The organism is Mesorhizobium erdmanii USDA 3471 (assembly GCF_000472705.1).
In the GTDB taxonomy this organism is placed as follows: domain Bacteria; phylum Pseudomonadota; class Alphaproteobacteria; order Rhizobiales; family Rhizobiaceae; genus Mesorhizobium; species Mesorhizobium erdmanii.
Genome location: NZ_AXAE01000019.1, coordinates 1 through 26,204, shown reverse-complemented (window position 1 = coordinate 26,204; position 26,204 = coordinate 1). Strand labels below are relative to the sequence as shown.

The window sequence follows — 26,204 nt, the reverse complement described above, 5'->3', positions numbered from 1 at the left end:
AATGCTGCGAAATTCTCCACCCGGCAGCGCCGATATCGGCGTGCTCGAACGCAAGGCGACACGGCTGCGCCGTCACATGCTGACCATGGCCCGCGGCCAGGGTCAGGGCTATATCGGCCAGGGCCTCGGCATCGCCGATGTGCTGGCGGCGCTCTATTTCCATGAGCTACGCTACGATCCGCACAATCTCGCCTGGCCCGATCGTGACCGCTTCCTTTTGTCGACCGGTCACTATTCCATCGCGCTATGGGCGGCACTGGCAGAAGCCGGCATCATCGCCGTCGAGGAACTCACCACCTACGGCGCCGACAACAGCCGGCTGGAGATGTCGACGCTCGACACCACGCCCGGCGTCGAAATGATCGGTGGCTCGCTCGGCCATGGGTTGGGGCAAGGTGTCGGCCAGGCGCTGGGCTTGCGCGTCGACAAATCCGATGCGCGGGTTTTCGTCGAACTGTCCGATGGCGAGATGCAGGAAGGCTCGACCTGGGAAGCGGCAATGGCGGCCAGCCATTTCAAGCTCGACGGCCTGGTGGCGCTGATCGACTGCAACGGCATCCAGGCCGATGGCCCAGTCGTGCTCGACATGGAACCTGTGGCCGACAAATGGCGTGCCTTCGGCTGGACGACATCCGAGATCGACGGCAATGACATGATGGCGGTGGTCGGCGCGCTGGCCGATGCAAGAAACCGCGACGGCAAGCCGAAGGCGATCGTGCTGCGCACACTGCCCGGCAAGGGTGTGCCGCGCATCGAGACCTCCGAGAAATCACACTTCTTCCGCATCGACGTCGCGCAGTGGGACGGCATCATCGCCGAGTTCGACAAGACCGTGGGAGCAGCCTGATGAGCAGCGCGACGGTGGAGGCCGGCCGCACCCTGGCCATGGGCCAGGACGAAGCGGTTGGTGGCGGCCGGCAGAGCGTCGAGGCGCCCTTTGGCAAGGCTTTGGCGCGGCTTGGCCAGAGCCGACCGAACATTGTCGGGCTGACCGCCGATCTCGGCAAATACACCGACATATTGCCGTTCCGCGATGCTTTCCCGGACCGCTTCTTCAATGTCGGCATGGCCGAGCAGAATCTCGTCGCCGTCGCCGCCGGTCTGGCGCGCACCGGCAAGGTGCCTTTCGCCACCACCTATGGCGTGTTCGCAACCCGGCGCGCCTATGATTTCGTCGCCATCGCGCTCGCCCACTCCAACCTCGACGTGAAGATCGTCGCTGGCCTGCCCGGCCTCACCACCGGCTATGGCGGCACGCATCAGGCGATCGAGGACCTGGCGCTGATGCGGATGATCCCCGGCCTGACCGTCATCGATCCCTGCGACGCGACCGAGATCGAAGCCGCGACGGCGGCGATCGCCGAACATCCGGGGCCCGTCTATATGCGGCTGCTGCGCGGTAGCGTGCCTGTCGTGTTCGAACCCGGCTACAGCTTCGAGATCGGCAAGGCACAGCGCCTTCGCGAAGGTTCCGATGTCGGCATCGTCTCGACCGGCTTCATGACCGAGCGAGCCCTAGACGCGGCCGATGCCTTGGGCAAACAAGGCATCTCCGCCGGCGTACTCCACGTGCCGACGATAAAACCGTTCGACGCCGAGGCGGTGGCCGAATTTGCCGCCGGCTTCAACCACATCGTCACGGCGGAAAACCATGTTGTCGTCGGCGGCTTGGCGAGCCTTGTCGTCGAGACCTTGTTCGATGCCGGGATCGCGAAGAAGGTCATCCGCATCGGCCTGCCCGACCGCTATATCGAATGCGGCGCGGTGCCGACATTGCAGGCGAAATACGGCCTGACGACCGAAGCTGTCATCGCAACGATTGCCGCGCTGCATTAGGATCAGTTGCATGAAGATCACCGAGATCGAAACCTTTGCCGTCGGCGCCGGCTGGAAGAATTGGCTCTTCGTCAAAGTCCATACCGAGAAGGGCATCCACGGCATTGGCGAAGGCACGCTGAACGGCTTCATCAAGACCACTGAAGCGGGCGTGCACGAGCTCAAACATCTCGCCATCGGCCAGGATCCACGCCGCATCAACGCGCTGGCCAAGCGCATGCTGGACAGCGTGTCGCTGGATGGCGGCCACATCCACCGCACCGTGATCGCGGCAATCGAAGTCGCCTGCTGGGACATACTGGGCAAAAGCCTCGGCGTACCGATCCACCAATTGCTCGGCGGCCAGGTGCGCGACAGCGTGCTCGGCTACGCCAATGGCTGGTACCGCACCGAGCGGACGCCCGAAGCCTTTCTCGAGGCCGCGAAGGCTGTGCTGGCCAAAGGCTTCAAGGCCTTCAAGCTCGATCCGTTCGGCACCGCGCAAGGCTTCATTTCGCGCGAGGAGTTGGAGCTTTCCTACGCGATCTGCCGAAAATTGCGGGACGAACTACCGGGTGACACGCGGATCCTGATCGACGTGCATGCGCGCTTCACCGAGATCGCCGCTCTGCAGGCAGCACAGAAATTCGCCGACCTCGACATCTACTGGTGGGAGGAGCCGACCTCTCGCGACCGCCAGGAGACCGTGCACGAAGTGGCGCATCGCTCGCCGATCCCAGTGGCGACCGGTGAGATGTACGACACGGTCGGGCAATTCTACACGCTGGCGGCCGGTGGCGGCGTCAACATTTTCCAGCCCGAGCCGATGTCGCTCGGCGGCATTGCGCCATCGATGCAGGTGGCCAATCTGGCACTCGCGCATGGCAGCCATATCGCGCCGCACCAGAGCGGCGGACCGGTGGCGACAGCGGTGTGCCTGCAACTGGCCGCCGCAGTGCCGAACTTCCTCATCCAGGAGCATTTCGATGCTTTCAACGACCCGTGGACGCGCGACCTGGTGACCTGGCATCCGACCGTCAATCCGGACAACGGCCATTTGTCGCTGCCGGACGCGCCGGGACTCGGCATCGATCTCGACATCGATGCGATCATGGATCATCCCTACGACCCCGACGCCTATCTCAACGTCCACGCCGAAGGCTGGGAAAAGCGGCTGGGGCGGCGGGAGGAGGCGGCCAAGGCGTAGACTGTTCCGATCAGGCGCTTTCGCGGTCGACGATCTCAAAGCCGAGGCTGGTGATGGTCGGTACCTTGGTGTCGCCTCCCAGCCTGGCCAGCAATTGCCGCACCGCGCGCCGGCCCATCTCGTAGCGGTTGACCTTGACAGTGGTCAACGGCGGATAGAGCTGTGCGGCCAGGTCCATGTCGCCATAGCCGGCGATCGCGATCCTGCCCGGCACCGCCCAGCGGCGGCGGTGGCATTCCTGCACGGCGCCGACGGCCAGCGTATCGCTGGAGAAGAAGATGGCATCGATGTCCTTGTGGCGGGAGGTCAACGTCACCAGCGCTTCGGCGCCGCCCTGCGCGGTGATCGGCACCTCGACCTCCATGTCGGCGTGGTTTTTGATGCCGAGTTCCGTCAGCGCGGCGTGATAGCCGGTGCGGCGCTGCTGCAGGCGGTCATTGCCGTGGATCGGCGTCGACACGAAACCGATGCGCTTGTAACCCTTGGCGGCCAGATGCATGGTCATGGCATAGGCGGTCTCGAAGTTGGAGACGCCGACCACCATGTCGATCGGCTTGCGGCCCTTGATCTCCGAGATTTCGACGACCGGCGCGCCGCTGCTCTTCAGAAGCGCGCGCGCCGCCTCGCTTTGCACGAAGCTCTGCAGGATCATGCCGACCGGGCGCCAGCCGAGCAGATTGCGGATCGATTTCTCCTCGGCTTCCTGCGTGAATTCGCCTTGCACCAGAAGCATCGAATAGCCGCTCTCATGGCATTCGTCGGACATGCCTTGCACCTGTTCGGCGATGCCAGAATTGATCAGCGGCGGCACCACCGTGCCGATCATGCGGCCATTGCCGCGCATGCTCGAGGCCAGCCGGTTGGGCACGAAGCCGGCCTCTTCGATCGCTTCGAGCACTTTGACGCGCGTCTCCGGCGACACCATGTCGGGATTGGACAGCGCGCGCGACACCGTCATCGGCGCGACGCCGACACGCTTGGCGATCTCGCGCACGCCAAGGCGCGGCGGTTTTTTCCCGCCCGGGCCGTCCCCTGGCCTATCGGTCATCTCGAATGGCTCCAAAGCGCGCGATCCGCCAGGGCAACGCTCCAGGGGATCACGCAGTAGACACCCATTCATAGCGGTTGCGGCGAACGGTTTCCAGCGATGGACCTAGCTATGCACCGCCAGGAAATTTCACCATGCGAAGCGCTGCGGCTCGCAGCATCACCGGTTCAGAAATTACGCCCATAGCCTGCCGTCCATCCACCGTCGACGCCCAGCATCTGGCCGGTCGTGTAGGTGTTGAGCGGGTCGCAGAAGAACAGCACGGCGGCAACCGCTTCCTCGATATTGCCGGGGCGGCCGACCGGTGTGTGACTGAGCATGGCCTTGTCGCCCGAGATCATGGCTTCACCCACGATCGCGCCGAAGCCGACGGCATTGACCAGCACCTTCGGGCCGAACTCCATGGCCAGCGTGCGCATGCCGGCGAGAATCGAGGCATTTTCCATGGAGAAGCGCGGGTGGCGGCGCATCGGCATGCCTGATGTGGCCGAGATGAGGAAGACGATGCGGCCGCCCCCGCGCTCCGCCATTGCCATGGCCGCCTTGCGCGCATCGGCATTTTGGCAGCGCGGATCCTGCACCGTCGTTCCCGGGCGCAGCGGGTTGGACATCAAAAGGATGTCGGCGGTATCCGCCGCTTCGATAAGCTTACCGCCATTGGCGCGCAGCGCGGCGAGCACGGCGTCGACGATCGGGTTGGTCTCGCCGTCAAGGGCGACCGCGGCACCATTGAGATCGATTTCCATCGCGCCGCTCACATCATGTATCCCGCCGTCCAGCCGCCATCGACGGCCAGCACCTGGCCGTTGACGTAGCTGGCGGCCGGCGAGGCCAGGAACAGCACCGCCTCGGCGATCTCCGGCGGCTCGGCCGGCCGGCCAAGCGGCACATGGGCCAGGAATTCCCGCGTGCGGCCGGCGAACTTGCCGTCCTCGCCATAGAACAGTTTTGCCGTCAGCGCCGTCATCACCGAACCCGGGGCAATGGCGTTGGTCAGGATGCCCCTGGCGCCAAGTTCGATCGCCATCGACCGCGTCAGATGGATGATGGCGGCCTTGGCGGCGACGAACGGACTTTGCAGCCGCATCGCCGCCAGCCCGACGACCGAGGCGATGTTGACGATGCGGCCACCCTTGCCGGCGGCGAGCATCGGCCCGAGTGCGGCCCGGCTCATGACGTAGAGGCCGTCGAGATCGATGCCGGTGATGCGGTCCCATTCTTCGGGAGGGAATTCGTCCAGTGTGACGCGGTGCGCCAGCGTGTTGACGCCGGCATTGTTGACGAGGATGTCGAGCCGGCCGTAGCGCTGCATCAGCGCGGCGATGGCGTTGTCCACTGACACTGGATCGCGGATATCGACGGCGCAGGCCATCGCGTCGCGCAGGCCGGCCGCGACCTGCTCCGCGCCCTCGCCATTGATATCGGCGACGACGACGACAGCGCCATTGTCGGACAGGCGCCTGGCGATGGAACTGCCTATGGCACCCGCGGCCCCGGTGACCAGCGCTACCTTGCCTCGCAGATCGCAGCGCATGTCCCGCCCACCCCGAACCATTTCGGGTTATGCTATTATAATATCTTCATAGGCCGGGCAAGCTTCCACACCACTGCGGCGTGCTTATTCCGCCGGCGCACCCGCCACGTTCTTGCGCGCGGCATCGATCATCAGCCGCCTTGCCCGGAACACACCCCATTGCTGGTCGACGAGCACGCCGATGAGGATGACGCCGCCCATCACCGCGAAGTTGAGCGAAGACGGGATGCCAAGCAGGTTGACGAGGTTCTGCAGCTCCTGCAGCAGCACGGTGCCGAGGATGACGCCGATCAGCGAACCCTCGCCGCCACGCAGCGAGAAGCCGCCCAGTACGGCGGCGGCAATGGCGTAGAGCTCATAGAACTGGCCGTGGCTGGCCGGCGAGATCGAGCGCGTGTACATGGCGAAATAGATCGCCGACAGCGCGGTGAGCACGCCGCAAATGACGTAGGCCGCCATGACGATGCGGCCGGTGCGGATGCCGGAGTACTTCGCCGCCTCCTCGTTCTTGCCGATGGCATAGAGATAGCGGCCGAACACCGAGCGGTGCAGCACCACCCACATGACGATGGCAATGACGATCAGCGCGATGAAGGAATTCGGCACGCCATAGCTACGGCCGGCGGTCAGGAATTCCAGATCGGGAAAATTCTGTCCGAAGGCGAAGCCGGCGGTGCCGTCGGCGGTGTAGAAGCGGGCGACGCCGCGATAGATCAGCAGGCCGCACAGGGTGACGACGAAAGGCTGCAGCTTGAGCCGCGTGATCAGCCAGCCATGCGCCAGCCCGATAATGGCACCGAGCAGGAGGATGAGCACGAAGGCGAGCGGCCATTCCATGCCGCGCACGGCGATGAAGTCGATGAACAGCGTCCCCAGCAGCGCGACTAGCGAACCTACCGACAGTTCGATGCCGCCGGTGATGATGACGAAGGCCTGGCCGATCGAGAGGATGCCGAACAGGCCGATCAGGTTCGAGGTGTTGGCAAGGTTGATCGGCAGCAGGAAGCGGGGATTAATGATGGCGACGATCGCGCCGACCACCAGGATCAGGATCAGCAGGCCGAGATCTTTCTTGCTCATCGTCTTCTCCCCAATGCCTGCCCGCGCGCGTGGCGCTTTGCGCGACCGGCGGCAAAAATCATTTCGGCTGCTTGCCGACCGCCAGCAAAAGCACGTTTTCCTGGCTGAACTGGTCCTTGTCGAGAATGCCCGAGATCTGGCCCTCATGCATGACGGCGATGCGGTCGGACACGCCGATCACCTCTTCCATGTCGCTGGAGATCATCAGCACGGCGACGCCGGCATCAGCCAGCGCCCGCATCAGCCCGTAGATTTCCGCCTTGGCGCCGATGTCGATGCCGCGCGTCGGCTCGTCGAGGATCATCACCTTCGGGTTCATGGCGAGCCACTTGCCGAGCACCACCTTCTGCTGGTTGCCGCCCGACAGCGTGCCGGTGCGGGTCGCGACCGAAGGTGCCTTGATTCCGAGATTCTTCTTTTGCGTCTCAGCGGTCGCTGTCTCGGCGCTTGCCGAAACCAGCTGATGCTTCGCATGCGCCGGCAGATTGGGCAGCGAGATGTTCTGCGCGATCGAAAAATCGAGCAGGATGCCGGTCAGCTTGCGGTCTTCCGGGACCAGGAAGATGCCATGCGCGACGGCGTCGGCCGCCGAGCCGAGCGCCAGCGGCTTGCCGTCGAGTTCGAGCGTGCCGCCAAGGCTGCCGTCGATGCCGAAGAACACGCGCGCCAGCTCGGTGCGGCCGGAGCCGACAAGGCCAGCAAGGCCGAGGATTTCGCCGCGCCTGACGTCGAGATCGACGGGCCGGCCGGGATAGGTGGGGGTGCGGACGGCCTTGGCGGCAAGTGCTGTGGCGCCCGGCGCGCGCGCGGCCTCGGAGGCCTTCTCGCGCTCCTTCAGCATGCGGCCGATCATCAGCTTGACCATCTGGTCGTGGTTGATGTCGCGCTTGCCCAGCGTGCCGGCCAGCATGCCGTCGCGCAGCACCACGACGCGGTCGGCAACGCGCTCGACCTCGTGCAGGCGGTGCGAAATGAAGATGACGCTGATGCCGTCGGCCTTCAGCGCCTTGATGACGTCGAGCAGCTTGTCGGTCTCGGCGATCGGCAGGCTCGATGTCGGCTCGTCGAGAATGACCAGCCTGGCCTTGATCGACAGCGCCTTGGCGATCTCGACCATCTGCTGCTGCGCCAGCGACAGATCGGCGACCTGCGTGTCGGCGGAGAAATTGGCGCCGACGCGCTTCAGGAGCGGCGCCACCATTTCGCGAAGCCTGGCGCGATCGACCAGTTTCAACGGTCCGGCGCGCAGCGGCTCACGGCCGAAGAAGATGTTGGCGGCGACGTCGAGATTGTCGAACAGGTTGAGTTCCTGGTGAACGAAGGCGATGCCCGAGCCGAGGCTCGCCTCGACGCTCAAGCTGTTGTGGGCGTTGCCGTCAACCGTGATGGTGCCGGTATCCGGCGTGGTGACGCCGCCGAGGATCTTCATCAGCGTCGATTTGCCGGCGCCGTTCTCGCCGACCAGGCCGATGACTTCGCCCGGCCTGACTTCCATCGAAAACCCATCGAGCGCGACGACGCCCGGATAGGTTTTGCGCACGTTCTCAAGACTGAGGAACGGAGTGGTCGCGGCGATGGTTGTGTCGGTATAGTTCATCATGCCTGACAGCGATTGGCAGCCGACCTCTGGGGCAGATTGACGAAGCGCAAGGGCTTCGTCAATGCGAACAGCCGGCTCAAGCGAAGTTGAGCCGGCTGAACTGCCTGTGGTCCTATTTTGACATCGCCTTCAGATTGGCGGCGTAGGCGTCGACATCATCCTTGCCGATGATCTTGGTCGGGATGATGATCAGGCCGTTGGCCGGGATGCCCGACTTGTCACCCTTAAGGTAGGCGGCCATCAGCTTCATGCCCTGATAGGCCCATTCAAAGGGCTGCTGCACGACGGTGGCGGCAATGGTGCCTTCCTTGACGCCGCCCAGCGTGATCGGATCGTCATCGAAGCCGACGACGGTGATCGAGCCAAGCTTGCCGGCATCGCGCAACGCTTCATAGATGCGCGGCGTGTTGTAGGAGTAGAAGCCGACCATGCAGGTGATGTCGGGGCTGGCGACCAGCGCGTCCTCGACATTCTTCTTGGCGCGGGCCTGGTCGATGTCGTCGCCGCGCACGTCGACGAGCTCGATCTTGCTGCCGGCGAGGCCGTCCTTCATGCCCTGGATACGCTCCTTGGCGTTGTCGGCGCCGAGCAGGCCGACGAAGCCGAGGCACTTGCCGCCATTGGGCATCGCCTTCTTGGCGATTTCGGCCGCCTGCTTGCCGGCATCGACATTGGACGAGCCGATATAGGCGACGCGCTTGGTCTGCGGGGCGTCGGAGTCGGTGGTGAACAGCGCCGTTTGCGAGGCGATCTTGTTCAGCCCGTCTGTCGAGGTCTTGGGATCGACGGCCGAAACCATGATGCCCTTGACGCCGGCCGTCACCAGATCGTCCATCAGCCGCTGCTGGATGGCGACCGAGGATTGTTCCGGATATTTGAGCTCGAGCGTGTAGTCGGGCAGTTCACCCTGCGCCTTCTTGACGCCGGCTTCTGCGGCCTTCCAGAAGTCGGAAGCGCCGTTGACGACGAAGGCCAGCGTCGGCTTGTCGGCGGCACGCGCGATCGCCGTTGCCGTCAGGCCAAGCAGCAGCGCTGCGGCGGCCACGGATGCATTGCGTATCAATTTCATGTTCAACCTCCCGTTTTGGCCAATCGTCGGACTGGCCAGGCTTACTTGCTAGAATTGCCTTGCTTACTGAACTTGCTTGCTCACCTGGGATTTGCCGTTTGCGGCTCGGACGCCCCTCCTCCTCAGGGGTTCCCGGCTCTGGAAGATTGGCGCCGTCCCAGCCACGATCACGGACTTTAGACACTCATATCCCGTTCGTAAATAGTCCGATTTGTCTGACATATCACATGTCCGAGACAAGGCTCGACGGAGGCAATCTCCGCTCGCCATCGGGCCAGTCACGCTCGCTCTCCCGCCGCCCCTGGGACCTTGTCGGCCGGATGCGACGGATTGACGTTACCGCGCATTCTTGTATTAGTAAACAGTATTAGTTTTGAACCAACATCCGAACGTTTCGTGGCCACGTCGGAACCGATCTGCTGGCGCCAACGCCTCGGCTGCGCGATGGCCATGCCCTTCCAAGCCTCGCTTCCCCGAGAATCCATCACCGACTTGATCGATGGACCGAAAGGCTAGTAATAACTATAAACGCGGCGGCGATTTCTATAAATCCCTGCCGCAATGCCGTCTTGCCGGCACGACAGGCCGCCGCTAGACAGGCTTGGGATTGGGAACAGGAAGGCCATGAGCGAGACGACGGATTCGGCCATCGAGACGCAGAAGCGCCGCAAGGCGCCGGCGAAGCCCAAGGGGCGGGTCACCATGACCGACATCGCCAGGGCCGCCGGCTGTTCGCAAGCGACCGTCTCCTTCGTGCTCAACAATTCGCCGGGGATAAAGCTGTCGCGGCAGACCCGGGAGCGGGTCATCGAGGCGGCACGGGCGCTGGGCTACAGCGCCCCCGCCTTCTCGGCGCTGGAAAAGCCCCCGACCGCTTTCGAACGGACCGTGCTCGGCGGGCAGGCCTTCGCGAGACCGGCCTTAGAGGGGCCCGCCTTCGACCGGCTCGACGGGGTAATCGGCTTCGTCGTCGACCAGCTCGCCACCAGCCCCGAGGCGGTGGTCGCGATCGAGGGCGCGCGCCAGGCCTCGTGGAATGCCGGCAACGTGCTTCTGGTGGCGCAGACCATGGGCGACGCCGTCATGGAGCCGCGCGCCATCCAGGCGCTGACAAGGCGGGGCATTTCTGCCCTGATTTACATGACCATCTTCACCCGCGAGATCACGGCGCCCGATTTCCTCTACGGCCTCGACATTCCGGTGATCCTGCTCAACTGCTACACGGCGGACTATGCCTTCCCCGCCGTGGTGCCTTCAGAGATCGCCGGCGGCCAGAGTTCGACCCGCCATCTGATCAGCCACGGCCACCGCCGCATCGCCACCATCACCGGCGAGCCGTGGATGCAGGCGGCGCAGGACCGCCTGAAAGGCTACCGCCGCGCGCTCGCCACCGCCGACATCCCGTTCGACGCCGACCTCGTTGTCGAAGGCGACTGGTCGGCCAGCGCCGGCTACGCCGCGACGGTGAAGCTGCTCGCGCTGAAAGACCGCCCGACCGCCATCTTCTGCCAGAACGACCGCACCGCGATCGGCTGCTACGAGGCGTTGAAGGAAGCCGGCCTGCACATCCCGCGGGACATCTCGGTGGTCGGCTACGACGACGAGGAAATCGCCCGCCACCTCTTCCCGCCGCTGACCACCTCGATCCTGCCGCACATGGCGATGGGCCAATGGGCGATCGAACAGCTGGAAACGCCAGCGGTGGCCGGACGGGGGCGGTATCCGATCACCAAGCTGGAGTGCCCCCTGGTGGAGCGGGAGAGTGTAAGGGCGGTGGGCGCGGGCTCATCGTGAGATGGCGCGCCCGGCAAGATTCGAACTCTCTGCCTTCGGAGTAAAAATCCGAGACTTACCGAAAGATTGCTCTTTGCGCGCCGCGGCTCCGGCTTACGGCCTTTCTCACGGCTGTGCTGTGCAATGTTATTCAGCCACTTGCTCTGAGCGAGAGGATGTCGAAGCAAATCCTGCCAAAGTTCAGTGAAGCCGAAAGCCCAATGCATCGAATACGAGATGGCGGCGGGGAATGAGCGAAACCTCTAGGGCCTTCCTCACTCCAGACCTGCATCGGCAACCCTGCAACGTACGAACGCGTCTTCAATACGGTCCGCCAAATTGTGGGGAAATCCGCTCCCCTACGCCTTTTTCAGGAACTCTGTCCGCAGAACCAGGTCCTTGACCCTCTCGGCTCGACACTCGACCTCATCTTCATTGCCCGTGAGGTGGATGTTCTTGATCAGCGTTCCACGTTTCAGGGTGACAGAGGTGCCCTTGACTTTGAGATCCTTGATGAGCGTGACGGAATCTCCGTCACTCAGGGGAGTGCCATTGCTGTCTTTGACCTTCATGATTTTGCTTCCTGCCTTTGTGCATTCAGCCCATTGAGGAGATCCGCGAGTTCCTCGGCATCCTGCTGGTTCATTCCAACGATGGTTCGGCTGCCCATCTCGGCGGGGCGCCCGGTACGAGCATCATTGACGGTCCAGGTGCCGGCGGGCTCCTGACAAGGTTTGTAGCGCTGAGTCATTCAGGCACGATAATCGCCAAGGCTCCCGCTGCCAAGCGGCAGATCATTATTTTTCGCTTTGTATTGATGTTTTATACGTCAATGATACCATAGTGAATATCATTTCTCATACTCAGACACTGATGCCCAATGATCACTGCTTTCCAGCTTCGTGCCGCTCGCGCCCTTCTCGACATCGACCAGAAAACCTTGGCGGAAATGGCAGGCGTCTCGCTGCCGACGATCCAACGAATGGAAGCCAGCCCGGGCAATGTGCGAGGCGTTGCCGATAGCTTGATGAAAGTGCTCAATGCGCTGAGCCGCGCCGGCGTCGAACTTCTCAGCGAACATGTGCGTAGCGAGGATGGCGGCCGTGGCGTCAGGTTCCGGCATCCGGATACGCCATTGGGCAGGCCAAACTAAGCCACACAAGGCACACCTCGGCGCCACGCATTCTTTCGTCTTCCTTGTCTTCCAGAAACACCCCAATGAGCCTTTTCCGGCACGTCAGCTTGCGGCCCCGCCTTTGCGCACGGAAAGGCATGGTTCGCTCATGATCCTCTATCTACGTCGACTAGCCGGGAAGGAGCGAAGCGACAGAACCGACCGGCACCTCGCCCGGTTCCTGACCTTTGTCGCGGGGGCAGCCAATGCCGGCGGGTTTCTGGCGGTCCAACAATACACGTCCCACATGTCAGGCATCGTTTCGTCGATGGCTGATCACCTAGCACTCGGCAATGTCGAACTGGTGCTTTCCGGATTGGGGGCCTTCCTGTCGTTTGTTGCCGGAGCGGCCTGTTCCGCGGTGCTGGTGAATTGGGGACGACGGCAACATCTGCAGAGCGAGTATGCGTTTCCGCTCGTCCTGGAAGCGATCCTGCTGATCTGCTTCGGTCTGCTCGGCAGCCACCTTGCGCGCCATGAGGCTCTGTTCGTGCCAATGACGGTAATGCTGCTTTGCTTCATCATGGGGTTGCAGAACGCAATCATCACCAAACTATCGGAAGCCAGAATCCGGACAACGCATATCACCGGCCTGGTGACTGATATGGGCATCGAACTCGGCAAGCTGCTCTATTGGAACATGTCACGGAATGACTCGGACGGACTGTTCGTGAAGGCAGATCGAAGGAAGCTGAGACTGCTTGCGTCGCTTGTTGCCCTGTTCTTTATCGGGGGTGTCATCGGCGCTTTGGGCTTCAAGCACGTCGGCTTTGCGGCGACGCTGTTTCTCGCAGCCATTCTCCTGATGCTTGCCTCCATGCCGGTCTTGGAGGATGTCTCCGTCCGCATGAGGCGGCTTCGCCAGTAGCTCGCGGTTTCAAATAGCGCAGGGATAGATGTGTCACGCATCATTTGTTGAATGCACCGCATTTTAATATATGCTGCAACCGGCAGAGACAATATCTCAAAGTTGACAATAAGGGATGCAACCCGTGATAACTGCTCCACAGTTGCGTGCCGCGAGGGCGCTCCTCGGCATTGACCAGCGCAGGCTGGCCGAATTGTCCGGCCTTTCGGTGCCGACAATTCAGCGCATGGAAGCCAGCGAGTCGATCATCCGGGGCAACGTCGATTCTCTGATGAAGTTGATCGGGGCCCTTGACCTTGCCGGCGTCGAGCTGATCGCCGAGGGCGCCACCAGCCAGATCGGTGGACGTGGCGTGCGGCTCAAGGCGGATTTCGACCCCGTCAAGGTTCTGGGCGGGGACGATGCGGGCACTAAGCTCGCTGCGAGGAGCGTGCCGTGATTTCGGACGCCGCAGTCCTTCTGTGGGGCGTTGCTTCGCTCCTGGGGACTGCGGTGCTCGCGATTGCGGTGAACCGCACGCCGGGCTCGGGAACGCGCCTCGTCTACGGCTTGACGCTCGGTATTTCGGTCGCCGCGCTCCTGGTTCTCGCGGGTCGCGTCCTGGAAGACCCCGTCACGCCGTCGACTGCCGTATTGCCGGTCGGGCTGCCCTGGATCGGGGCTCATTTCCGCCTGGATGCGCTCTCGACTTTCTTCCTCGGCGTCATCGATTTCGGCGGCGCCATGGCCAGCCTCTACGGTCTCGGCTATGGCAGCCACGAACCCTCGCCGCACCGGGTGCTGCCGTTCTTCCCCGCCTTCCTCGCCGGAATGAACCTGGTCGTGCTGGCGGACGACGCCTTCACCTTCCTGCTTTCCTGGGAATTCATGTCGCTCTCTTCCTGGGCGCTGGTCATCGTCCACCATCGCGAACGGGAAAATGCACGGGCCGGTTACATCTATCTCGTGATGGCGAGCTTCGGCACGCTGGCGCTGCTGCTTGCGCTTGGCTTGTTATCAGGGCCGGGCGGAAACTACACGTTCGAAGCGATGCGTGCCGCGGGGCCAACCCCGCTGGTCGCCACCTTCGTCCTGGCTCTCATGTTGCTTGGCGCCGGGTCCAAGGCTGGTCTCGTTCCGCTGCACGTTTGGCTTCCGCTCGCTCACCCGGCCGCGCCAAGCCATGTCTCGGCTCTCATGAGCGGCGTCATGACCAAGGTCGCCGTGTATGGCTTCATCCGCGTCATCTTCGACCTGCTCGGTGAACCGACATGGTGGTCGAGCATCATCGTCCTTTTCTTCGGAGGCCTCACCGCTGTCCTGGGGATCCTTTACGCGCTGATGGAAAAGGACCTCAAGCGGCTGCTCGCCTATAGCACCATCGAGAACATCGGCGTCATCTTCGTAAGCCTTGGTCTCGCGCTCGCCTTCAAGGCGAACGCCATGCCATCGGCGGCGGCGCTGGCGCTTACCGCCGCGCTGTTCCACGCTCTCAACCATTCGTTCTTCAAAAGCCTGCTTTTCTTCGGCGCCGGCGCCGTGCTCACGGCGACCGGCGAACGGGACATGGAGAAGCTGGGCGGTCTTATCCATCGGATGCCGCAGACCAGCTTCGTCTTTCTCGTCGGCTGCGTGGCGATCTCCTCGCTTCCGCCCTTCAACGGCTTCGTCTCTGAATGGCTGGCTTTCCAGGCTGTCCTGCAGAGCCCGGATTTGCCGCAATGGGGCCTGAAAGTGATGGTGCCCGCCGTCGGCGGTCTGCTGGCGCTGTCGGCGGCGCTGGCCGCGGCCTGCTTCGTAAAGGCCTTCGGAATTACGTTCCTGGGCCGGCCACGGTCCTCGGCTGTGGAACACGCGCACGACGCCGACCGCTACTCGTTGGCGGCAATGTTCATCCTTGCCGTGCTCTGTCTGCTTGCCGGCATTCTGCCGGGCCTTGTCATAGATGGCCTTTCCCCCGTGACGCTTTCGCTTATCGGCAGCCGCATGCCGGTGCAGATGGCGCAGCCTTGGCTCTCGATCGTGCCGATTGCAGCGAGCCGCAGTTCCTACAACGGCCTGCTGGTGTTTGTATTCATCGCCATTTCCGCATCCGCCGCGGTCTATGTCATCCATCGCTTCGCGTCGCACGCGCTGCGTCGCGGTCCCGCCTGGGGTTGCGGCTTCGCGGATGGCGTCGCAGGCTCGCAATACACGGGCGTCAGCTTCGCACAGCCTATCCGCCGGGTCTTCGGCACGTTCGTGTTCCGTGCGACCGAAAGGGTCGAGATGCCGGCACCTGGGGAGACCCGTCCGGCTCGTTTCAATCTGGAAGTCCATGATGTGATCTGGGAGACGCTCTACCTGCCCATAGGCAAGGCCCTGGACTTTGCGACCGACCACCTGAACCATCTGCAGTTCCTGACGATCAGGCGCTACCTTACCCTTGTTTTTCTCTTCCTCATCGTCTTGCTCCTGGTGCTCGCACTATGGCCCTGATCCTCGAGTTGACGGTCCAGGCCGCGCAGATGATGCTGGTGCTTTTGCTGGCACCGCTCCTGACAGGCTTCATCCGCAAGGTGAGGGCAAGATTGTTGCGCCGCCAGGGCCCTCCTCTCATCCAGCCGTATCGCGATCTCTTGCGGCTCATGCGCAAGGAGGTCGTTCTGGCCGACAACGCGTCCTGGCTGTTTCGCGTCATACCCTATCTGATCTTCGCCGCCACCTGGGTCGCCGCCGCGCTCGTCCCGACATTTGCCACCGGCCTCGAATTCAGTTGGACGGCCGATCTGATAGCCATCGTCGCGCTGCTTGGAAGCGCACGGTTCTTCCTGGCGCTGGCGGCGATGGACGTCGGCACGAGCTTTGGCGGCATCGGCGCCAGCCGCGAGGTGATGATTGCTTCCCTGGCCGAGCCCGCCATGCTCCTGATCGTGTTCAGCCTGGCACTCGTTGCCGGAGCGACGCAACTGTCCACGGTGGCCGCTTTCATGGGCTCGCCGCAGGTTGGCCTGCGGGTATCGCTCGGAATGTCGCTGATCGCTCTCGTCATGGTGGCGATCGCGGAAAATGCCCGTGTGCCGGTGGATAACCCGGCGACGCATCTGGAGCTCACCATGGTCCACGAGGCGATGGTCCTGGAATATTCCGGTCGCCATCTGGCGATGATCGATTTCGCGGCCTTCCTGAAGCTTCTGCTTTACGTCTCGCTGATTTCCTGTGTCTTCGTTCCCTGGGGGCTCGTGACCGCCGGGGCCGGACCCTGGTCGTATGTTCTGGGCGTCGTTTTCTACATCTGCAAACTTGCCGCGAGCGGCGTCCTCCTCGCTTTGTTCGAGACTGCCATCGCCAAGATGCGTGTCTTCCGCGTACCGGATTTCCTTGGAGCAGCACTCATGCTGGCCCTGCTCGGCACGCTCCTGCTGTTCGTCTCACGGAGCCTCTGATGAACGGCCTCACCTTCGACATCGCTCATCTGCTCGCCGGTGGCCTGGTGCTGGTCAGTTTCATGATGCTGTACCAGGATCGTCTCTTTGCGCTGATCAACGTTTTTGCGGTTCACGCCATCGTGCTCGCCCTGTCGGTGGCCTGGCAGGCCTATATCCAGGACGCGCATCATCTCTACGTCACGGCGGCGATTGCCCTCATTTTCAAGGCGATCGTCATTCCCGTCGGACTCCATCGCATCATTCAGCGGCTCGGCATCCATCGCGATATCGAGACCGCCGTCGGGATCGGTCCGACCATGCTCGCCGGAATAGGCCTGGTGGCCCTGTCCATGGTCCTGATGCTGCGGGTCACTTCCGGCGCCGACCCCCTCGCCCGCGAGGACCTGGCCTTCGCGCTGTCCATCATACTGCTGGGGCTGCTGGTGATGGTCACCCGGCGGAATGCCGTCAGCCAGGTGGTCGGGTTCATGTCGCTCGAGAACGGCCTGGTCCTTGCCGCCACGGGAGCCAAGGGCATGCCGCTGGTCGTCGAGATCAGTGTCGCCTTCTCGATCCTCATCGCCTTCATCGTCATCGGCGTCTTCCTGTTCCGCATCCGCGAGAGGTTCGATTCGGTCGATGTCGGCGCGCTCGACGACTACAGGGGAGAACACCGTTGACCGCGTTTTCCCTCGATGCGGTGGCCACCATCTTGCTGATACCAGTCGTCGCGGCCGCGCTCCTGGCGGCGCTGCCCAATTACCGGCTGGCGGCTGGCCTCAATGTCGCCGCGAGCTTGCTGACCTTGCTCGCCGCACTGTCGCTTTTCGTGACGGATCGGCCACAGCCCGGTCAATACCTGCTCGTCGACGATCTCAACATCGTCTTCATCGTGCTGAATGCATTCGTTGGCTTCACGACCAGCGTCTTCAGCGCCTCCTACATTGCGCACGAACTGGATACCGGACGACTGACCGCGTTGAACCTGCGGTTCTACCATGCCATGTACCAGATCATGATGTTCGGCATGAACCTGGCGTTCGTGTCGAACAATATCGGCTTGATGTGGGTGGCGGTGGAGCTTGCTACGCTGACCACCGTGCTCATGGTCGGCATCTATCGCACGCATGAAGCGCTGGAAGCCGCCTGGAAATATTTCATTCTGGGCAGCGTCGGCATCGCGCTGGCGCTGTTCGGAACCATCCTCGTCTACATGGCCGCGCAACCGGTTGTTGGCGAGGGCACGAATGCCATGGTCTGGACAGTGCTCATCGCGCACGCGGCACATTTCGACCCGGCCTTGCTGAACGTCGCCTTCGTCTTCCTGCTGCTCGGCTACGGTACGAAGGTTGGCCTGGCGCCCTTGCATGCCTGGCTGCCCGACGCGCACGCGGAAGGCCCGACGCCTATTTCCGCGGTCCTGTCGGGCTTGCTGTTGAACGTCGCGCTCTATGCCGTGCTGCGTTTCAAGCTGTTGCTCGCGGCAAGCCCGGAAGCGATCGCGACGGGGCCCTTGATGATCACGATGGGGCTGACGTCGCTTGTTTTCGCAGCCTTCATGCTCTACCGCCGCCGCGACATCAAACGTCTGTTCGCATATTCCTCCATCGAGCACATGGGCATCATCGTGTTCGCTTTCGGCATGGGTGGCCCGTTCGCCAACTTTGCCGGCCTGCTGCACATGGTGATGCACAGCCTGACCAAGTCGGCGATCTTCTTCACTGTCGGACACATTGCACAGGTCAAGGGAACACAGAACATAACCGAGATCAGGGGGCTGACGGAGACGCATCCGGCGCTAGGCTGGGCACTCGTCATCGGCGTCGTCGCCATTGCCGGCCTCCCTCCATCCGGCATCTTCATGAGCGAATTCCTGGTTGTGAGTTCGACCTTCGCAAGGCACCCCTTTCTGGCGCTGCCGCTGGTATTCGGGATTCTGCTCGCTTTCGGCGCCCTGCTGCTTCGGCTGACCGGCGTCGCTTTCGGCGAACCGCGCGGCAGCACCGCGCCCGTCGAGGCATCCTACATTCCGATGTATTCCCACCTGGCGCTGGTGTTTGCCGCCGGCATCTATCTGCCGCCACCACTGGTCACATGGTTCCAGCATGTCGCCAATCTCCTGGGATGAAGGAGGAGAGAAAGAAGCATGCCCGCTCTGATCGACCTTATCCTCGCTGGCCAACGCGTCGACAACCATTTTCCTTGGCAGCGCGCCGTGGTGGCCCCCAAGATATGGAGCTTTGCCGTTGACCAGCTGGTAGAAGGTCAGTGGAGCCTGCTCGGTCTCTGGGGCGAGCCAGGCGCCGTCCATATGGCGCTACTCGACGAGACCGCCGGATACATTGGCGTTGTCAGCCTAAAATGCCCGGATGGACGCTACCCATCGGTCGGCCGGCTGCATCCGCCCGCATTGCGCCTCGAACGTGCGGCCGCTGACCTGTTCGGGCTCTCGCCACAAGGCGCGCCCGATACGCGACAGTGGCTCGATCACGGCCACTGGGGTGTCAGCCATCCGTTGAGTACCCGCGTCCGGACGTCGGACACGTCGGCGTCCCCCTACCATTTCCTTCCAGCCGAGGGGGAAAGCCTGCATCAGATCCCGGTCGGGCCCGTGCATGCCGGCATCATCGAGCCAGGGCATTTTCGATTTACAGCGAGCGGCGAAACGATCGTGCGGCTGGAGGAACGCCTAGGGTACACGCACAAGGGCATGGAAAGCTTGATGGCGGGGTCCGATATCGACCGTGCAGCCAAGCTGGCGGGCAGAACCTCTGGCGACAGTGCCGTGGCATACTCCCTTGCTTTTTCCCGCGCGGTCGAAGCGGCCCTGGGTATCGAGGTTCCTCCGCGCGCGGTCTGGCTGCGAGCGCTCATGGCCGAGTTGGAGCGCCTGGCCAACCATCTGGGCGATATCGGCGCCATCTGCAATGACGCTGCCTTCGCGCTCATGCATGCCCACTGCGGCGTGCTGCGTGAGCGTGTATTGCGGGCAAGCGATGCTGCCTTCGGTCATCGTTTGATGCGCGACCGCATCGTGCCCGGAGGAGTGGCAAGCTTCCTAAGCGATGAGGGGACGACAGCGATCTGGTCTCTGATCGCAGAGATCAGGCAGCGGTTTCCGGCGCTTGTGGAACTCTACGACAACACCGCGTCGCTGCAGGATCGGACAGTCGCAACTGGGCGGCTGAAGGTGGAACTCGCTCGACAATATAGCGCCGGAGGGTATGTCGGCCGGGCCTCCGGTCGCAACTTTGATGCGCGACGCGGTCTCGCCTATCCTCCCTATGACGCGCTCAACTTCAATGTGCCTCTCCTCCAGGAAGGCGACGTGAACGCCCGTGTCTGGATTCGCATTCACGAGGTCGAACAGAGCTTGTCCCTAGTCGAGCAGATCCTGCGCCAGCTGCCGGGTGGACCGATCCGTGTCGACTTTGCACGGACAGGCGGCCCGCATGAAGGCATGGCGCTCGTCGAGGGTTTCCGGGGCGACATTCTGGCCTGGCTGCGCATTGGTAAAAGCGGCCTGGTCGAGCGCTGTCACCTGCGTGATCCGTCATGGTTTCAATGGCCGCTGCTGGAAGCGGCCATTCAAGGCAACATCGTCGCCGACTTCCCACTATGCAACAAATCGTTCAACTGCTCGTATTCGGGACACGACCTCTAAGGGTCCAAGGCAAGCCATCATGCGCAAGCTCCTCTTCGAAAGCCTGATACGCCCGCCGCTAACCGAGCGTCCGCCGCGAGTGAGCGACGCGGCGGTTGACGAACTCGCACTCGCCCTCAACGGGGCTGCTCATAGAAGATTGGGGCGAAGCCTGTCGATCCGGGCCATCGATGCCGGTTCCTGCAACGGTTGCGAACTCGAGATGCACGCGCTCAACAACGCTTTCTACGACATCGAGCGTTTTGGAATCCGGTTCGTCGCATCGCCTCGCCATGCCGATGTCCTGCTTGTCACTGGGCCGGTGACCAAGAACATGCGCGAGGCATTGAAGCGGACCTACGACGCAACTCCCAACCCCAAATGGGTGGTCGCGCTCGGCGATTGCGCCCAGAACGGCGGCTGTTTCGCTGGCAGCTACGCCGTGATCGGGGGCGTGTCGGAGGTGCTGCCGGTCGATCTGCACATTCCAGGTTGCCCGCCGCCACCAATCGAAATCCTGAAAGGCTTGCTCGCCTTGCTTGAGGGAGTGAATTCAAAGGCCAGTGTTGCCCGAAGTTGACTATCGATGTGGAGGGCTCTTCGGCCACTAGAGCGGGGGCCACTAGAGCGGGGCTGAATCGGCGGCGGATTCCCTAAGTGCGCAAATCTGATTCAAGCTTAGGAGGTCGGCGCGGATGGGCAAAATCAACGCCGAGATGTTACTCAACGGAATTTACTACTCCAATCTGGGTGGCGCGTCGCTACCGTTTGGGGTGCGTCCTGAAGGGCGCTGATATTTCCGAAGCGCTGGATGCACTTGTCGAGTGGTTGCCGGGCTGCGGCGCGCAAATGCAGTTTCCGGCGCCGGCAACCTGAATAAGACGCCGCTGCCCTTCATGGACTACGATTTGGGATATTTCGACGACGAGACATGCAGGCTCGAACCACTCCAAAACCCCTTCGGGCCAAAAGCGTTACCTATGTCTCCGGTATAAACCGTAACCCATGTTCCCGGAACGGACCCGCCGAAATCTGGCGCACCCGACAGGAGACGCCCGGAATGCATCAAAGCGCTTGAACCAAAAGGCTTTTTTGGAAAGCCGTCCGCCCCGTGTGTACCACTGGTGACGGGCGAAGCGAAGCCCCGGCAACAAATTTTGGGGTCGGTTATTTGAGAGGTCCTCTCACGAAAGGGGACCCAATAGCATCTTCCCCCCGTAGGCCCGGCGATGGGACCCGTTTAAAACTTGGCCGCCCCATCCTCATTCTTGGTCAGCCCTGATGTCCGCGTAGCCAGTACCAACTCCCAACGTGTCTGCTATGGTCAGGCGGAAGACCGGGGGGTGCGATGGCTACGTTCTACTCAACATTCGGCGGCGAGTTGTCTCAAGCGGAACTTGACTTTGTTGATGTCGATACTGCGCTCGACAATCCCCTATATCTGGACCCTTACGCCATCCAAATTCGGGATGATGAGTGGTCAGCAACATGCGGCGATCACATAAGGTCTTTCTTTTCAGAAGTCCTTGAGGCTCTCCGCGAAGACAACCGCGAGCGAGCCGGACATTTGCTCGGCAATCTGCATGAGCCGAATGAGACATGTTTTGGTCAGTCCAGAGGACGACCCGCAGGGCGAGGCGTTGGGCGGGGCAAGGCGCTCGACCTTGAGGAAGCAATACGTAACAGCCGTGCACTTGAGACCGGGGTCCTTGCCGATATCTCCGAGGCAGAACTATTCATTCGCGGCGTCGGCCCCGATACTATCTCCGACCTCACCACCAACATACTTCGTGGACTGCTAGCCGATTACACAAAAGAGCAGTGCGACCTCCTCAACATACCGACGAGGAGGGTAGCGCTAGACCCTTGTTGGTCCGCAGTGCGGCAGGACTGGACTTCGAGGTACTACGATCTGCCCATCTCAAACCGCAAACCCATCCTCTTGGTCCCCAAATTCTCGGTGCGCAGAACCTTAACCCTGAACAGCCAGGAATTCTGGAACCACTACATGATTGAGGTTCTGCGGCAGGAGTACCTCGACAGCCGAAGCGCTCTGGTGCGGACCTTGAGAGACGGCACCCGCTACGTCACCAAGAAGTCCGTCAAGGAGCGGCACCCAAAGATCAAGGATGATCTCGCCACCTTCGTTCAGCGCCACCCTGAGGTGCTTGAGGCATACAAGAGGATCAAGGGGGCTCAGGGGCCGCTAGACAATGACGACCTCGAAGAGAACTTTGATGAGACGGTGTTCGCTAGGGTGCTGATCGATCGGCTTGCCGGCATCGCCCACGGCCACCGTGCTGCTGATGAGTACCATCGCATGGTCATGGGCATCAGCACCTTCCTCTTCTTCCCGAGCCTCATCAAACCGATAAAAGAGAGGGAACTTCATGAGGGTCGGAAGCGCCTAGACATTAAGTTCACCAATGCCGCTCAGGAAGGTTTCTTCTTCCGGATGCTTCAAGCGAACCAGACGCGCTCAATCAGCGTACCGGTCGAGTGCAAGAACTACAGCAATGACGTTGAGAACCCAGAGCTTGACCAACTCTCCGGAAGGTTCGGCCTTCAGCGAGGTTTCTTCGGCATGATGCTTTGCCGACGCCTTGAAGGACGACCTCGTGTCGTCGCCTCGTGTCGAGACGCGGCAGCGGACGGGAGGGGTTTCATGCTTGTCCTCGAAGACGCGGACCTCGTGCAAATGCTGGAAATGGTCGAGCGCCGCCGCCGTCCAGACATCGACACGTTCCTTCAGCGGAGGTTTGACGAAATCACCCATTGATCGGTGGCGCAGACCCAGAGGCGCTCTCCTGCGCGGGAGTGCCCAGCCAACACGTTTGCTCCTTAAGGGGGACCCTCAGTAGCATCTTCTGATGTGCAGCTAGACGATTTCCGTTGATTTCCACGTCTTGAATGCAAACGGTTCTATTTGCCGAGGGCGTGTCTTGCTAGGGTGCTTTCGAATGTTGGCCGAGGGGGGCAAACTAATTGACATGAATGGCGGGGCCTTTCTTGAGTGCGTGGCAAAAATTGTTGGAACCGAAACTGCCGAGCGATATGCCACGCGCTTTGGTGACCTCGATAAGCCTTACACGGAAGCAATACTCGGGTATGAGGCATTGGCATTCTACGTGTATTCGACCGGTGTCGCTTGGCATGATCATATAAACGGTGCTCTCTGGAAGGAAAAAGCGACCCCCGAAATCTTGCAGTTCAAGGGCGTTTTGAACCACGCTCTCGGCAAGCTGCCCCCTTATGTCCTAAATGGGGGTCTGGTATACAGAGGCTATCACACCCTTGACGTTGACGCTTTTGCGGCCAGATATGACGTTGGTCAGGTGATAAGATTTCCCGGCTTCACAAGCGCTGCCGTTAAGGAAAATGAAGCCTACTTCGGTAATGTGCTGTTTACCATTAGGGCGCTTACTGCACATCGGATATGGTTCCTCGCCGCAGAGTACGATGAGAACGAAGTGCTGTTGCCCGCTGGGCAATCCTTTCAAATAGTCGAGGTCGTCGCGTCAAAAGGCAAAGCAGCGATATTTTTGGACGAACTGCCATGATTACATCTGGACGGAAAATCAAAACGCAGTCTGAGTTGTTGACGCTAGTGCGCGTCAAGGGTCCCGGATCGAAAAACGATAAGCCAGTGCGGTCGCTCTCCGAGAAAGAGAAAGCGGCTGGCCGTAGATATCTGGCCACTGAGGTACTCGCCGAACCAGTGTCGCGACTTCAAAAGAGGATGCAATCTTCGCGCGGATAGGCGGTGCCGATCGGCTCTTTAGCTCCTAAAACTGCTATTCACAAATCGCCCAACCCTCGTTAGACTGTTTGGGAATAGCTCAGGAGCGAACCCATGTCTAACGCCATCACCGCCCCCCTCTTCGTTTCCTATCTGCGCGTCTCTACGGCTCGCCAAGGCGCGTCAGGCCTCGGCCTTGAGGCGCAGCGCGAAGCCGTGGCCGCTTACATCCGAAGCCGCGCAGGGGCCGCCGCTGAGCCGCTAAGAGAGTATGTTGAGGTTGAGAGCGGCAAGGCCAACGACCGACCCCAGCTTCAAGCGGCCTTGCGCCACGCTAAGCATGCTCAGGCCACGCTCATCATCGCCAAGCTCGACAGGCTCAGCCGCAACGCCGCCTTCCTACTCACCCTGAGGGACAGCGGAGCGCGGTTCGTGGCCGCCGATATGCCGGATGCATGCGATCTCACCATCGGGGTCTTGGCATTGGTGGCGGAGCACGAACGGAAGATGATCCAGAGCCGCACCAAGGCCGCCCTAGCGGTGAAGCGGGATGCACTGGCCCGGGAGGCCGCCACGATGCTAGCGCACGGCCATGAGCCTGTGAGGCGGCTTGCAGACGGCACCACGCGGCCCCTACGCCTCGGGAACCCTAACGGCGCTAACTGCCTTCGCGGCATCGGGAACGGTGCGGCGGTGGCGGTGTTGAAGCGGGAGGCTCAGGGCAAGGCCGAAGAATTTCGCGACATTCTACGCGATGTCGATCCGGCTGGCGCATTGTCCGCTAGAGGGCTCGCCGGGGCGCTCAACGAGCGGGGTTTTCGCTCGCCTCGCGGGGGGCGCTGGACGGCGCAGAGCGTAATCAGGTTGAGATCGCGATTGTCTGCGTAGGGACGGAAAAACGCCCTTAGAAAAGTTAGGGCCGACTATCGTAAGGAAAGCTCCCGCAGCGCCGCCTTTATGGCAGCGTATCTCGCCTCCGCCGAGCAGCAAGACGAGCTTCGAAAAGTTAGCGCCCAGTATCGTAAGGAATGGCCTGCTGCCGGTTTTTCGGACACCGAGATAAGGTGTTTGACGGAACTGGAGAGTGGGAATGCAAAGAAGAAAGTTCAGCCGCGAGTTCAAGCTTGAGGCGGTGAGATTGATCAAGGATCGGGGCGTTGCGGTGGCCCAGGCTGCCCGCGACCTCGATGTCCACGAGAACGTGCTGCGCAAATGGGTGCGCGATCTGTCGACGGATCCGCAGCATGCGTTTCCCGGCCATGGGCAGATGAAGCCGGAGCAGCTCGAGATTGACCGGCTGCGCAAGGAAGTCGCGAAGCTGAAGGCGGAGCGCGACATCCTAAAAAAGGCCGCAGCCTACTTCGCGAGGGAAGTGACATGAGGTTCGCTTTCATCGCGAGGCACCGGAACATCTGGCCGGTGGCATGGTTGTGCGGCGCGCTGGATGTGTCCCGCTCAGGCTTCCATGCCTGGCTTAATCGCAGTCCCAGCGCTCGCTCCCGGCACGACGAGGTTCTGGTGACGGCGATTGATCGCAGCTTCAAGAGCAGCGACCGAACCTATGGCGCCAGGCGCGTCTGGCATGACGTGCTGGCTGAGGGTCTCTCCTGTGGCCTGCATCGCGTCGAGAGGCTCATGCGTCAGAACGCTCTGCTGGCCCGGCCTCGGCGCCGCGGACTGCCGAAGGACATGGGCGAGCGAGCGGCAGTGTCGGACAATCTCCTTGACCGCGCCTTCGAGGCATCGGCCCCGAACCAGAAGTGGATCGCCGACTTCACCTACATCTGGACCGCTGAAGGTTGGCTCTACGTTGCGGCCGTCGTCGACCTGTTCTCCAGGCGCGTCGTCGGCTGGGCGATGAAGGCGGAGATGACGGCGCAGCTCGTCACCGACGCGCTGCTCATGGCGATCTGGCGCAGAGGTCGGCCCGACAGCCTGCTGCACCACAGCGACCAAGGCAGCCAATATACGAGCGAGCAGTTCCAGCGGCTGATGGCCGATCACGGCATCACCTGCTCGATGAGCCGGTCGGGCAACGTCTGGGACAATGCTGCGATGGAGAGCTTCTTCTCGTCGCTGAAAACAGAGCGGACAGCCCGCAAGGTCTACAGGACGAGGGATGACGCAAGGGCCGACGTGTTCGATTACATCGAGCGCTTCTACAACCCTCGGCGACGGCACTCGACGTTGGGCTATATGAGCCCTGTCGAGTTCGAGGAGAAAGCTATGTTAGCTTAACCAGGTGTCCGAAAAACCGGCAGCAGGCCA

Annotated in this window: 24 protein-coding genes and 1 pseudogene; 17 read left to right on the top strand and 8 right to left on the bottom strand. The window is 62.0% G+C overall.

The annotated features are described in order from the left end of the window. Position 1 precedes the first annotated feature (1 nt). From A3AU_RS0115945 to A3AU_RS0115935, 3 genes are read left to right on the top strand one after another with little or no spacing between them, the layout of a single operon-like run. On the top strand, positions 2-847 hold the full coding sequence (locus A3AU_RS0115945; protein WP_027053729.1) for a transketolase: 846 nt from the start codon (positions 2-4) through the stop codon (positions 845-847). Beyond that, on the top strand, positions 847-1,836 hold the full coding sequence (locus A3AU_RS0115940; RefSeq protein ID WP_027053728.1) for a transketolase family protein: 990 nt from the start codon (positions 847-849) through the stop codon (positions 1,834-1,836). The genes A3AU_RS0115945 and A3AU_RS0115940 overlap by 1 nt, the downstream gene beginning before the upstream one ends. Positions 1,837-1,846: 10 nt before the next feature. Then, positions 1,847-3,022: a mandelate racemase/muconate lactonizing enzyme family protein gene (locus A3AU_RS0115935; protein WP_027053727.1), complete on the top strand. Its 1,176-nt coding sequence runs from the start codon at positions 1,847-1,849 to the stop codon at positions 3,020-3,022. A gap of 10 nt (positions 3,023-3,032) precedes the next feature. Here the strand turns inward: A3AU_RS0115935 and A3AU_RS0115930 are convergent, their stop codons facing one another. From A3AU_RS0115930 to A3AU_RS0115905, 6 genes are all read right to left on the bottom strand, one after another. Continuing rightward, positions 3,033-4,070: a LacI family DNA-binding transcriptional regulator gene (locus tag A3AU_RS0115930; protein ID WP_027053726.1), complete on the bottom strand. Its 1,038-nt coding sequence runs from the start codon at positions 4,068-4,070 to the stop codon at positions 3,033-3,035. Between the two features lie 167 nt (positions 4,071-4,237). Next, entirely contained in the window at positions 4,238-4,828 is a 591-nt protein-coding gene (locus A3AU_RS0115925) for an SDR family oxidoreductase (RefSeq protein WP_245235503.1), read from the bottom strand. After that, positions 4,825-5,604 carry an SDR family NAD(P)-dependent oxidoreductase gene (locus A3AU_RS0115920; RefSeq protein WP_027053724.1) on the bottom strand — a complete coding sequence of 260 codons (780 nt, stop codon included), beginning with the start codon at positions 5,602-5,604 and terminating at the stop codon, positions 4,825-4,827. The genes A3AU_RS0115925 and A3AU_RS0115920 overlap by 4 nt, the downstream gene beginning before the upstream one ends. Positions 5,605-5,688: 84 nt before the next feature. After that, positions 5,689-6,684 (bottom strand): ABC transporter permease, encoded by a 996-nt coding sequence (locus tag A3AU_RS0115915; protein ID WP_027053723.1) that lies wholly within the window; start codon positions 6,682-6,684, stop codon positions 5,689-5,691. Positions 6,685-6,742: 58 nt separating this feature from the next. Beyond that, positions 6,743-8,281: a sugar ABC transporter ATP-binding protein gene (locus tag A3AU_RS0115910; RefSeq protein ID WP_027053722.1), complete on the bottom strand. Its 1,539-nt coding sequence runs from the start codon at positions 8,279-8,281 to the stop codon at positions 6,743-6,745. Between the two features lie 115 nt (positions 8,282-8,396). Further along, on the bottom strand, positions 8,397-9,353 hold the full coding sequence (locus A3AU_RS0115905; protein WP_027053721.1) for a sugar-binding protein: 957 nt from the start codon (positions 9,351-9,353) through the stop codon (positions 8,397-8,399). 624 nt (positions 9,354-9,977) lie between these two features. On the opposite strand from A3AU_RS0115905, the gene A3AU_RS0115895 reads away from it, so the two are divergent. Then, on the top strand, positions 9,978-11,147 hold the full coding sequence (locus A3AU_RS0115895) for a LacI family DNA-binding transcriptional regulator (protein ID WP_027053720.1): 1,170 nt from the start codon (positions 9,978-9,980) through the stop codon (positions 11,145-11,147). 338 nt (positions 11,148-11,485) lie between these two features. Here A3AU_RS0115895 and A3AU_RS0115890 read toward each other — a convergent pair whose 3' ends face one another. Next, positions 11,486-11,698 (bottom strand): alkylphosphonate utilization protein, encoded by a 213-nt coding sequence (locus A3AU_RS0115890; protein ID WP_027053719.1) that lies wholly within the window; start codon positions 11,696-11,698, stop codon positions 11,486-11,488. Continuing rightward, entirely contained in the window at positions 11,695-11,877 is a 183-nt protein-coding gene (locus A3AU_RS1000000138965) for a hypothetical protein (protein WP_154674607.1), read from the bottom strand. The genes A3AU_RS0115890 and A3AU_RS1000000138965 overlap by 4 nt, the downstream gene beginning before the upstream one ends. A 129-nt stretch (positions 11,878-12,006) precedes the next feature. Here A3AU_RS1000000138965 and A3AU_RS0115880 point away from each other — a divergent pair, with 129 nt between their 5' ends. From A3AU_RS0115880 to A3AU_RS0115815, 13 genes and pseudogenes are all read left to right on the top strand, one after another. Beyond that, positions 12,007-12,279, top strand: coding sequence for a helix-turn-helix domain-containing protein (locus tag A3AU_RS0115880; RefSeq protein ID WP_027053717.1), 273 nt, complete (start codon positions 12,007-12,009; stop codon positions 12,277-12,279). A 130-nt stretch (positions 12,280-12,409) separates the two neighbouring features. Further along, positions 12,410-13,156, top strand: a pseudogene (locus A3AU_RS0115875) (YoaK family protein); the annotation flags it as partial. A 136-nt stretch (positions 13,157-13,292) separates the two neighbouring features. Beyond that, complete coding sequence (locus tag A3AU_RS0115870) at positions 13,293-13,607, top strand: helix-turn-helix domain-containing protein (RefSeq protein ID WP_027053715.1); 315 nt, start codon at positions 13,293-13,295, stop codon at positions 13,605-13,607. Further along, a complete protein-coding gene (gene hyfB / locus A3AU_RS0115865) occupies positions 13,604-15,625 on the top strand; it encodes a hydrogenase 4 subunit B (RefSeq protein ID WP_418001068.1) in 2,022 nt (673 codons plus the stop codon). Before A3AU_RS0115870 ends, hyfB begins: the two co-directional genes overlap by 4 nt. Continuing rightward, positions 15,616-16,572, top strand: coding sequence for a respiratory chain complex I subunit 1 family protein (locus A3AU_RS0115860; RefSeq protein ID WP_027053713.1), 957 nt, complete (start codon positions 15,616-15,618; stop codon positions 16,570-16,572). Before hyfB ends, A3AU_RS0115860 begins: the two co-directional genes overlap by 10 nt. Further along, positions 16,572-17,234, top strand: a complete 663-nt coding sequence (locus A3AU_RS0115855) for a hydrogenase-4 component E (protein WP_027053712.1) — start codon at positions 16,572-16,574, stop codon at positions 17,232-17,234. Before A3AU_RS0115860 ends, A3AU_RS0115855 begins: the two co-directional genes overlap by 1 nt. Beyond that, positions 17,231-18,682 carry a hydrogenase 4 subunit F gene (locus A3AU_RS0115850; protein ID WP_027053711.1) on the top strand — a complete coding sequence of 484 codons (1,452 nt, stop codon included), beginning with the start codon at positions 17,231-17,233 and terminating at the stop codon, positions 18,680-18,682. The genes A3AU_RS0115855 and A3AU_RS0115850 overlap by 4 nt, the downstream gene beginning before the upstream one ends. Before the next feature lie 18 nt (positions 18,683-18,700). Beyond that, positions 18,701-20,218, top strand: a complete 1,518-nt coding sequence (locus A3AU_RS0115845; protein ID WP_027053710.1) for a hydrogenase large subunit — start codon at positions 18,701-18,703, stop codon at positions 20,216-20,218. A gap of 19 nt (positions 20,219-20,237) precedes the next feature. After that, positions 20,238-20,777 carry an NADH-quinone oxidoreductase subunit B family protein gene (locus A3AU_RS0115840; RefSeq protein WP_027053709.1) on the top strand — a complete coding sequence of 180 codons (540 nt, stop codon included), beginning with the start codon at positions 20,238-20,240 and terminating at the stop codon, positions 20,775-20,777. Between the two features lie 768 nt (positions 20,778-21,545). Then, complete coding sequence (locus tag A3AU_RS01000000135585) at positions 21,546-22,976, top strand: hypothetical protein (protein WP_051355383.1); 1,431 nt, start codon at positions 21,546-21,548, stop codon at positions 22,974-22,976. A 181-nt stretch (positions 22,977-23,157) separates the two neighbouring features. Next, a complete protein-coding gene (locus A3AU_RS0115830) occupies positions 23,158-23,757 on the top strand; it encodes an ADP-ribosyltransferase domain-containing protein (protein ID WP_027053708.1) in 600 nt (199 codons plus the stop codon). 293 nt (positions 23,758-24,050) lie between these two features. Further along, on the top strand, positions 24,051-24,824 hold the full coding sequence (locus A3AU_RS0115825; protein WP_027053707.1) for a recombinase family protein: 774 nt from the start codon (positions 24,051-24,053) through the stop codon (positions 24,822-24,824). A gap of 202 nt (positions 24,825-25,026) precedes the next feature. Beyond that, a protein-coding gene (locus tag A3AU_RS0115815; protein WP_154674576.1) for an IS3 family transposase occupies positions 25,027-26,174 on the top strand; the annotation gives its coding sequence in 2 pieces (ribosomal slippage) (positions 25,027-25,276 and positions 25,276-26,174; 1,149 coding nt in all). Positions 26,175-26,204 lie beyond the last annotated feature (30 nt).

Excerpts from the sequence above, each read along its gene's own strand:
- A3AU_RS0115890 (WP_027053719.1), bottom strand. The coding sequence starts at position 11,698 with ATGAAGGTCAAAGACAGCAATGGCACTCCCCTGAGTGACGGAGATTCC.
- A3AU_RS0115930 (WP_027053726.1), bottom strand. The coding sequence starts at position 4,070 with ATGACCGATAGGCCAGGGGACGGCCCGGGCGGGAAAAAACCGCCGCGC.
- A3AU_RS0115910 (WP_027053722.1), bottom strand. The coding sequence starts at position 8,281 with ATGAACTATACCGACACAACCATCGCCGCGACCACTCCGTTCCTCAGT.
- A3AU_RS0115935 (WP_027053727.1), top strand. The coding sequence starts at position 1,847 with ATGAAGATCACCGAGATCGAAACCTTTGCCGTCGGCGCCGGCTGGAAG.
- A3AU_RS0115920 (WP_027053724.1), bottom strand. The coding sequence starts at position 5,604 with ATGCGCTGCGATCTGCGAGGCAAGGTAGCGCTGGTCACCGGGGCCGCG.
- A3AU_RS01000000135585 (WP_051355383.1), top strand. The coding sequence starts at position 21,546 with ATGGCTACGTTCTACTCAACATTCGGCGGCGAGTTGTCTCAAGCGGAA.
- A3AU_RS0115895 (WP_027053720.1), top strand. The coding sequence starts at position 9,978 with ATGAGCGAGACGACGGATTCGGCCATCGAGACGCAGAAGCGCCGCAAG.
- A3AU_RS0115860 (WP_027053713.1), top strand. The coding sequence starts at position 15,616 with ATGGCCCTGATCCTCGAGTTGACGGTCCAGGCCGCGCAGATGATGCTG.
- A3AU_RS0115945 (WP_027053729.1), top strand. The coding sequence starts at position 2 with ATGCTGCGAAATTCTCCACCCGGCAGCGCCGATATCGGCGTGCTCGAA.
- A3AU_RS0115830 (WP_027053708.1), top strand. The coding sequence starts at position 23,158 with ATGTTGGCCGAGGGGGGCAAACTAATTGACATGAATGGCGGGGCCTTT.
- A3AU_RS0115905 (WP_027053721.1), bottom strand. The coding sequence starts at position 9,353 with ATGAAATTGATACGCAATGCATCCGTGGCCGCCGCAGCGCTGCTGCTT.
- A3AU_RS0115940 (WP_027053728.1), top strand. The coding sequence starts at position 847 with ATGAGCAGCGCGACGGTGGAGGCCGGCCGCACCCTGGCCATGGGCCAG.
- A3AU_RS1000000138965 (WP_154674607.1), bottom strand. The coding sequence starts at position 11,877 with ATGACTCAGCGCTACAAACCTTGTCAGGAGCCCGCCGGCACCTGGACC.
- A3AU_RS0115825 (WP_027053707.1), top strand. The coding sequence starts at position 24,051 with ATGTCTAACGCCATCACCGCCCCCCTCTTCGTTTCCTATCTGCGCGTC.
- A3AU_RS0115845 (WP_027053710.1), top strand. The coding sequence starts at position 18,701 with ATGCCCGCTCTGATCGACCTTATCCTCGCTGGCCAACGCGTCGACAAC.
- A3AU_RS0115840 (WP_027053709.1), top strand. The coding sequence starts at position 20,238 with ATGCGCAAGCTCCTCTTCGAAAGCCTGATACGCCCGCCGCTAACCGAG.
- A3AU_RS0115855 (WP_027053712.1), top strand. The coding sequence starts at position 16,572 with ATGAACGGCCTCACCTTCGACATCGCTCATCTGCTCGCCGGTGGCCTG.
- A3AU_RS0115880 (WP_027053717.1), top strand. The coding sequence starts at position 12,007 with ATGATCACTGCTTTCCAGCTTCGTGCCGCTCGCGCCCTTCTCGACATC.
- A3AU_RS0115915 (WP_027053723.1), bottom strand. The coding sequence starts at position 6,684 with ATGAGCAAGAAAGATCTCGGCCTGCTGATCCTGATCCTGGTGGTCGGC.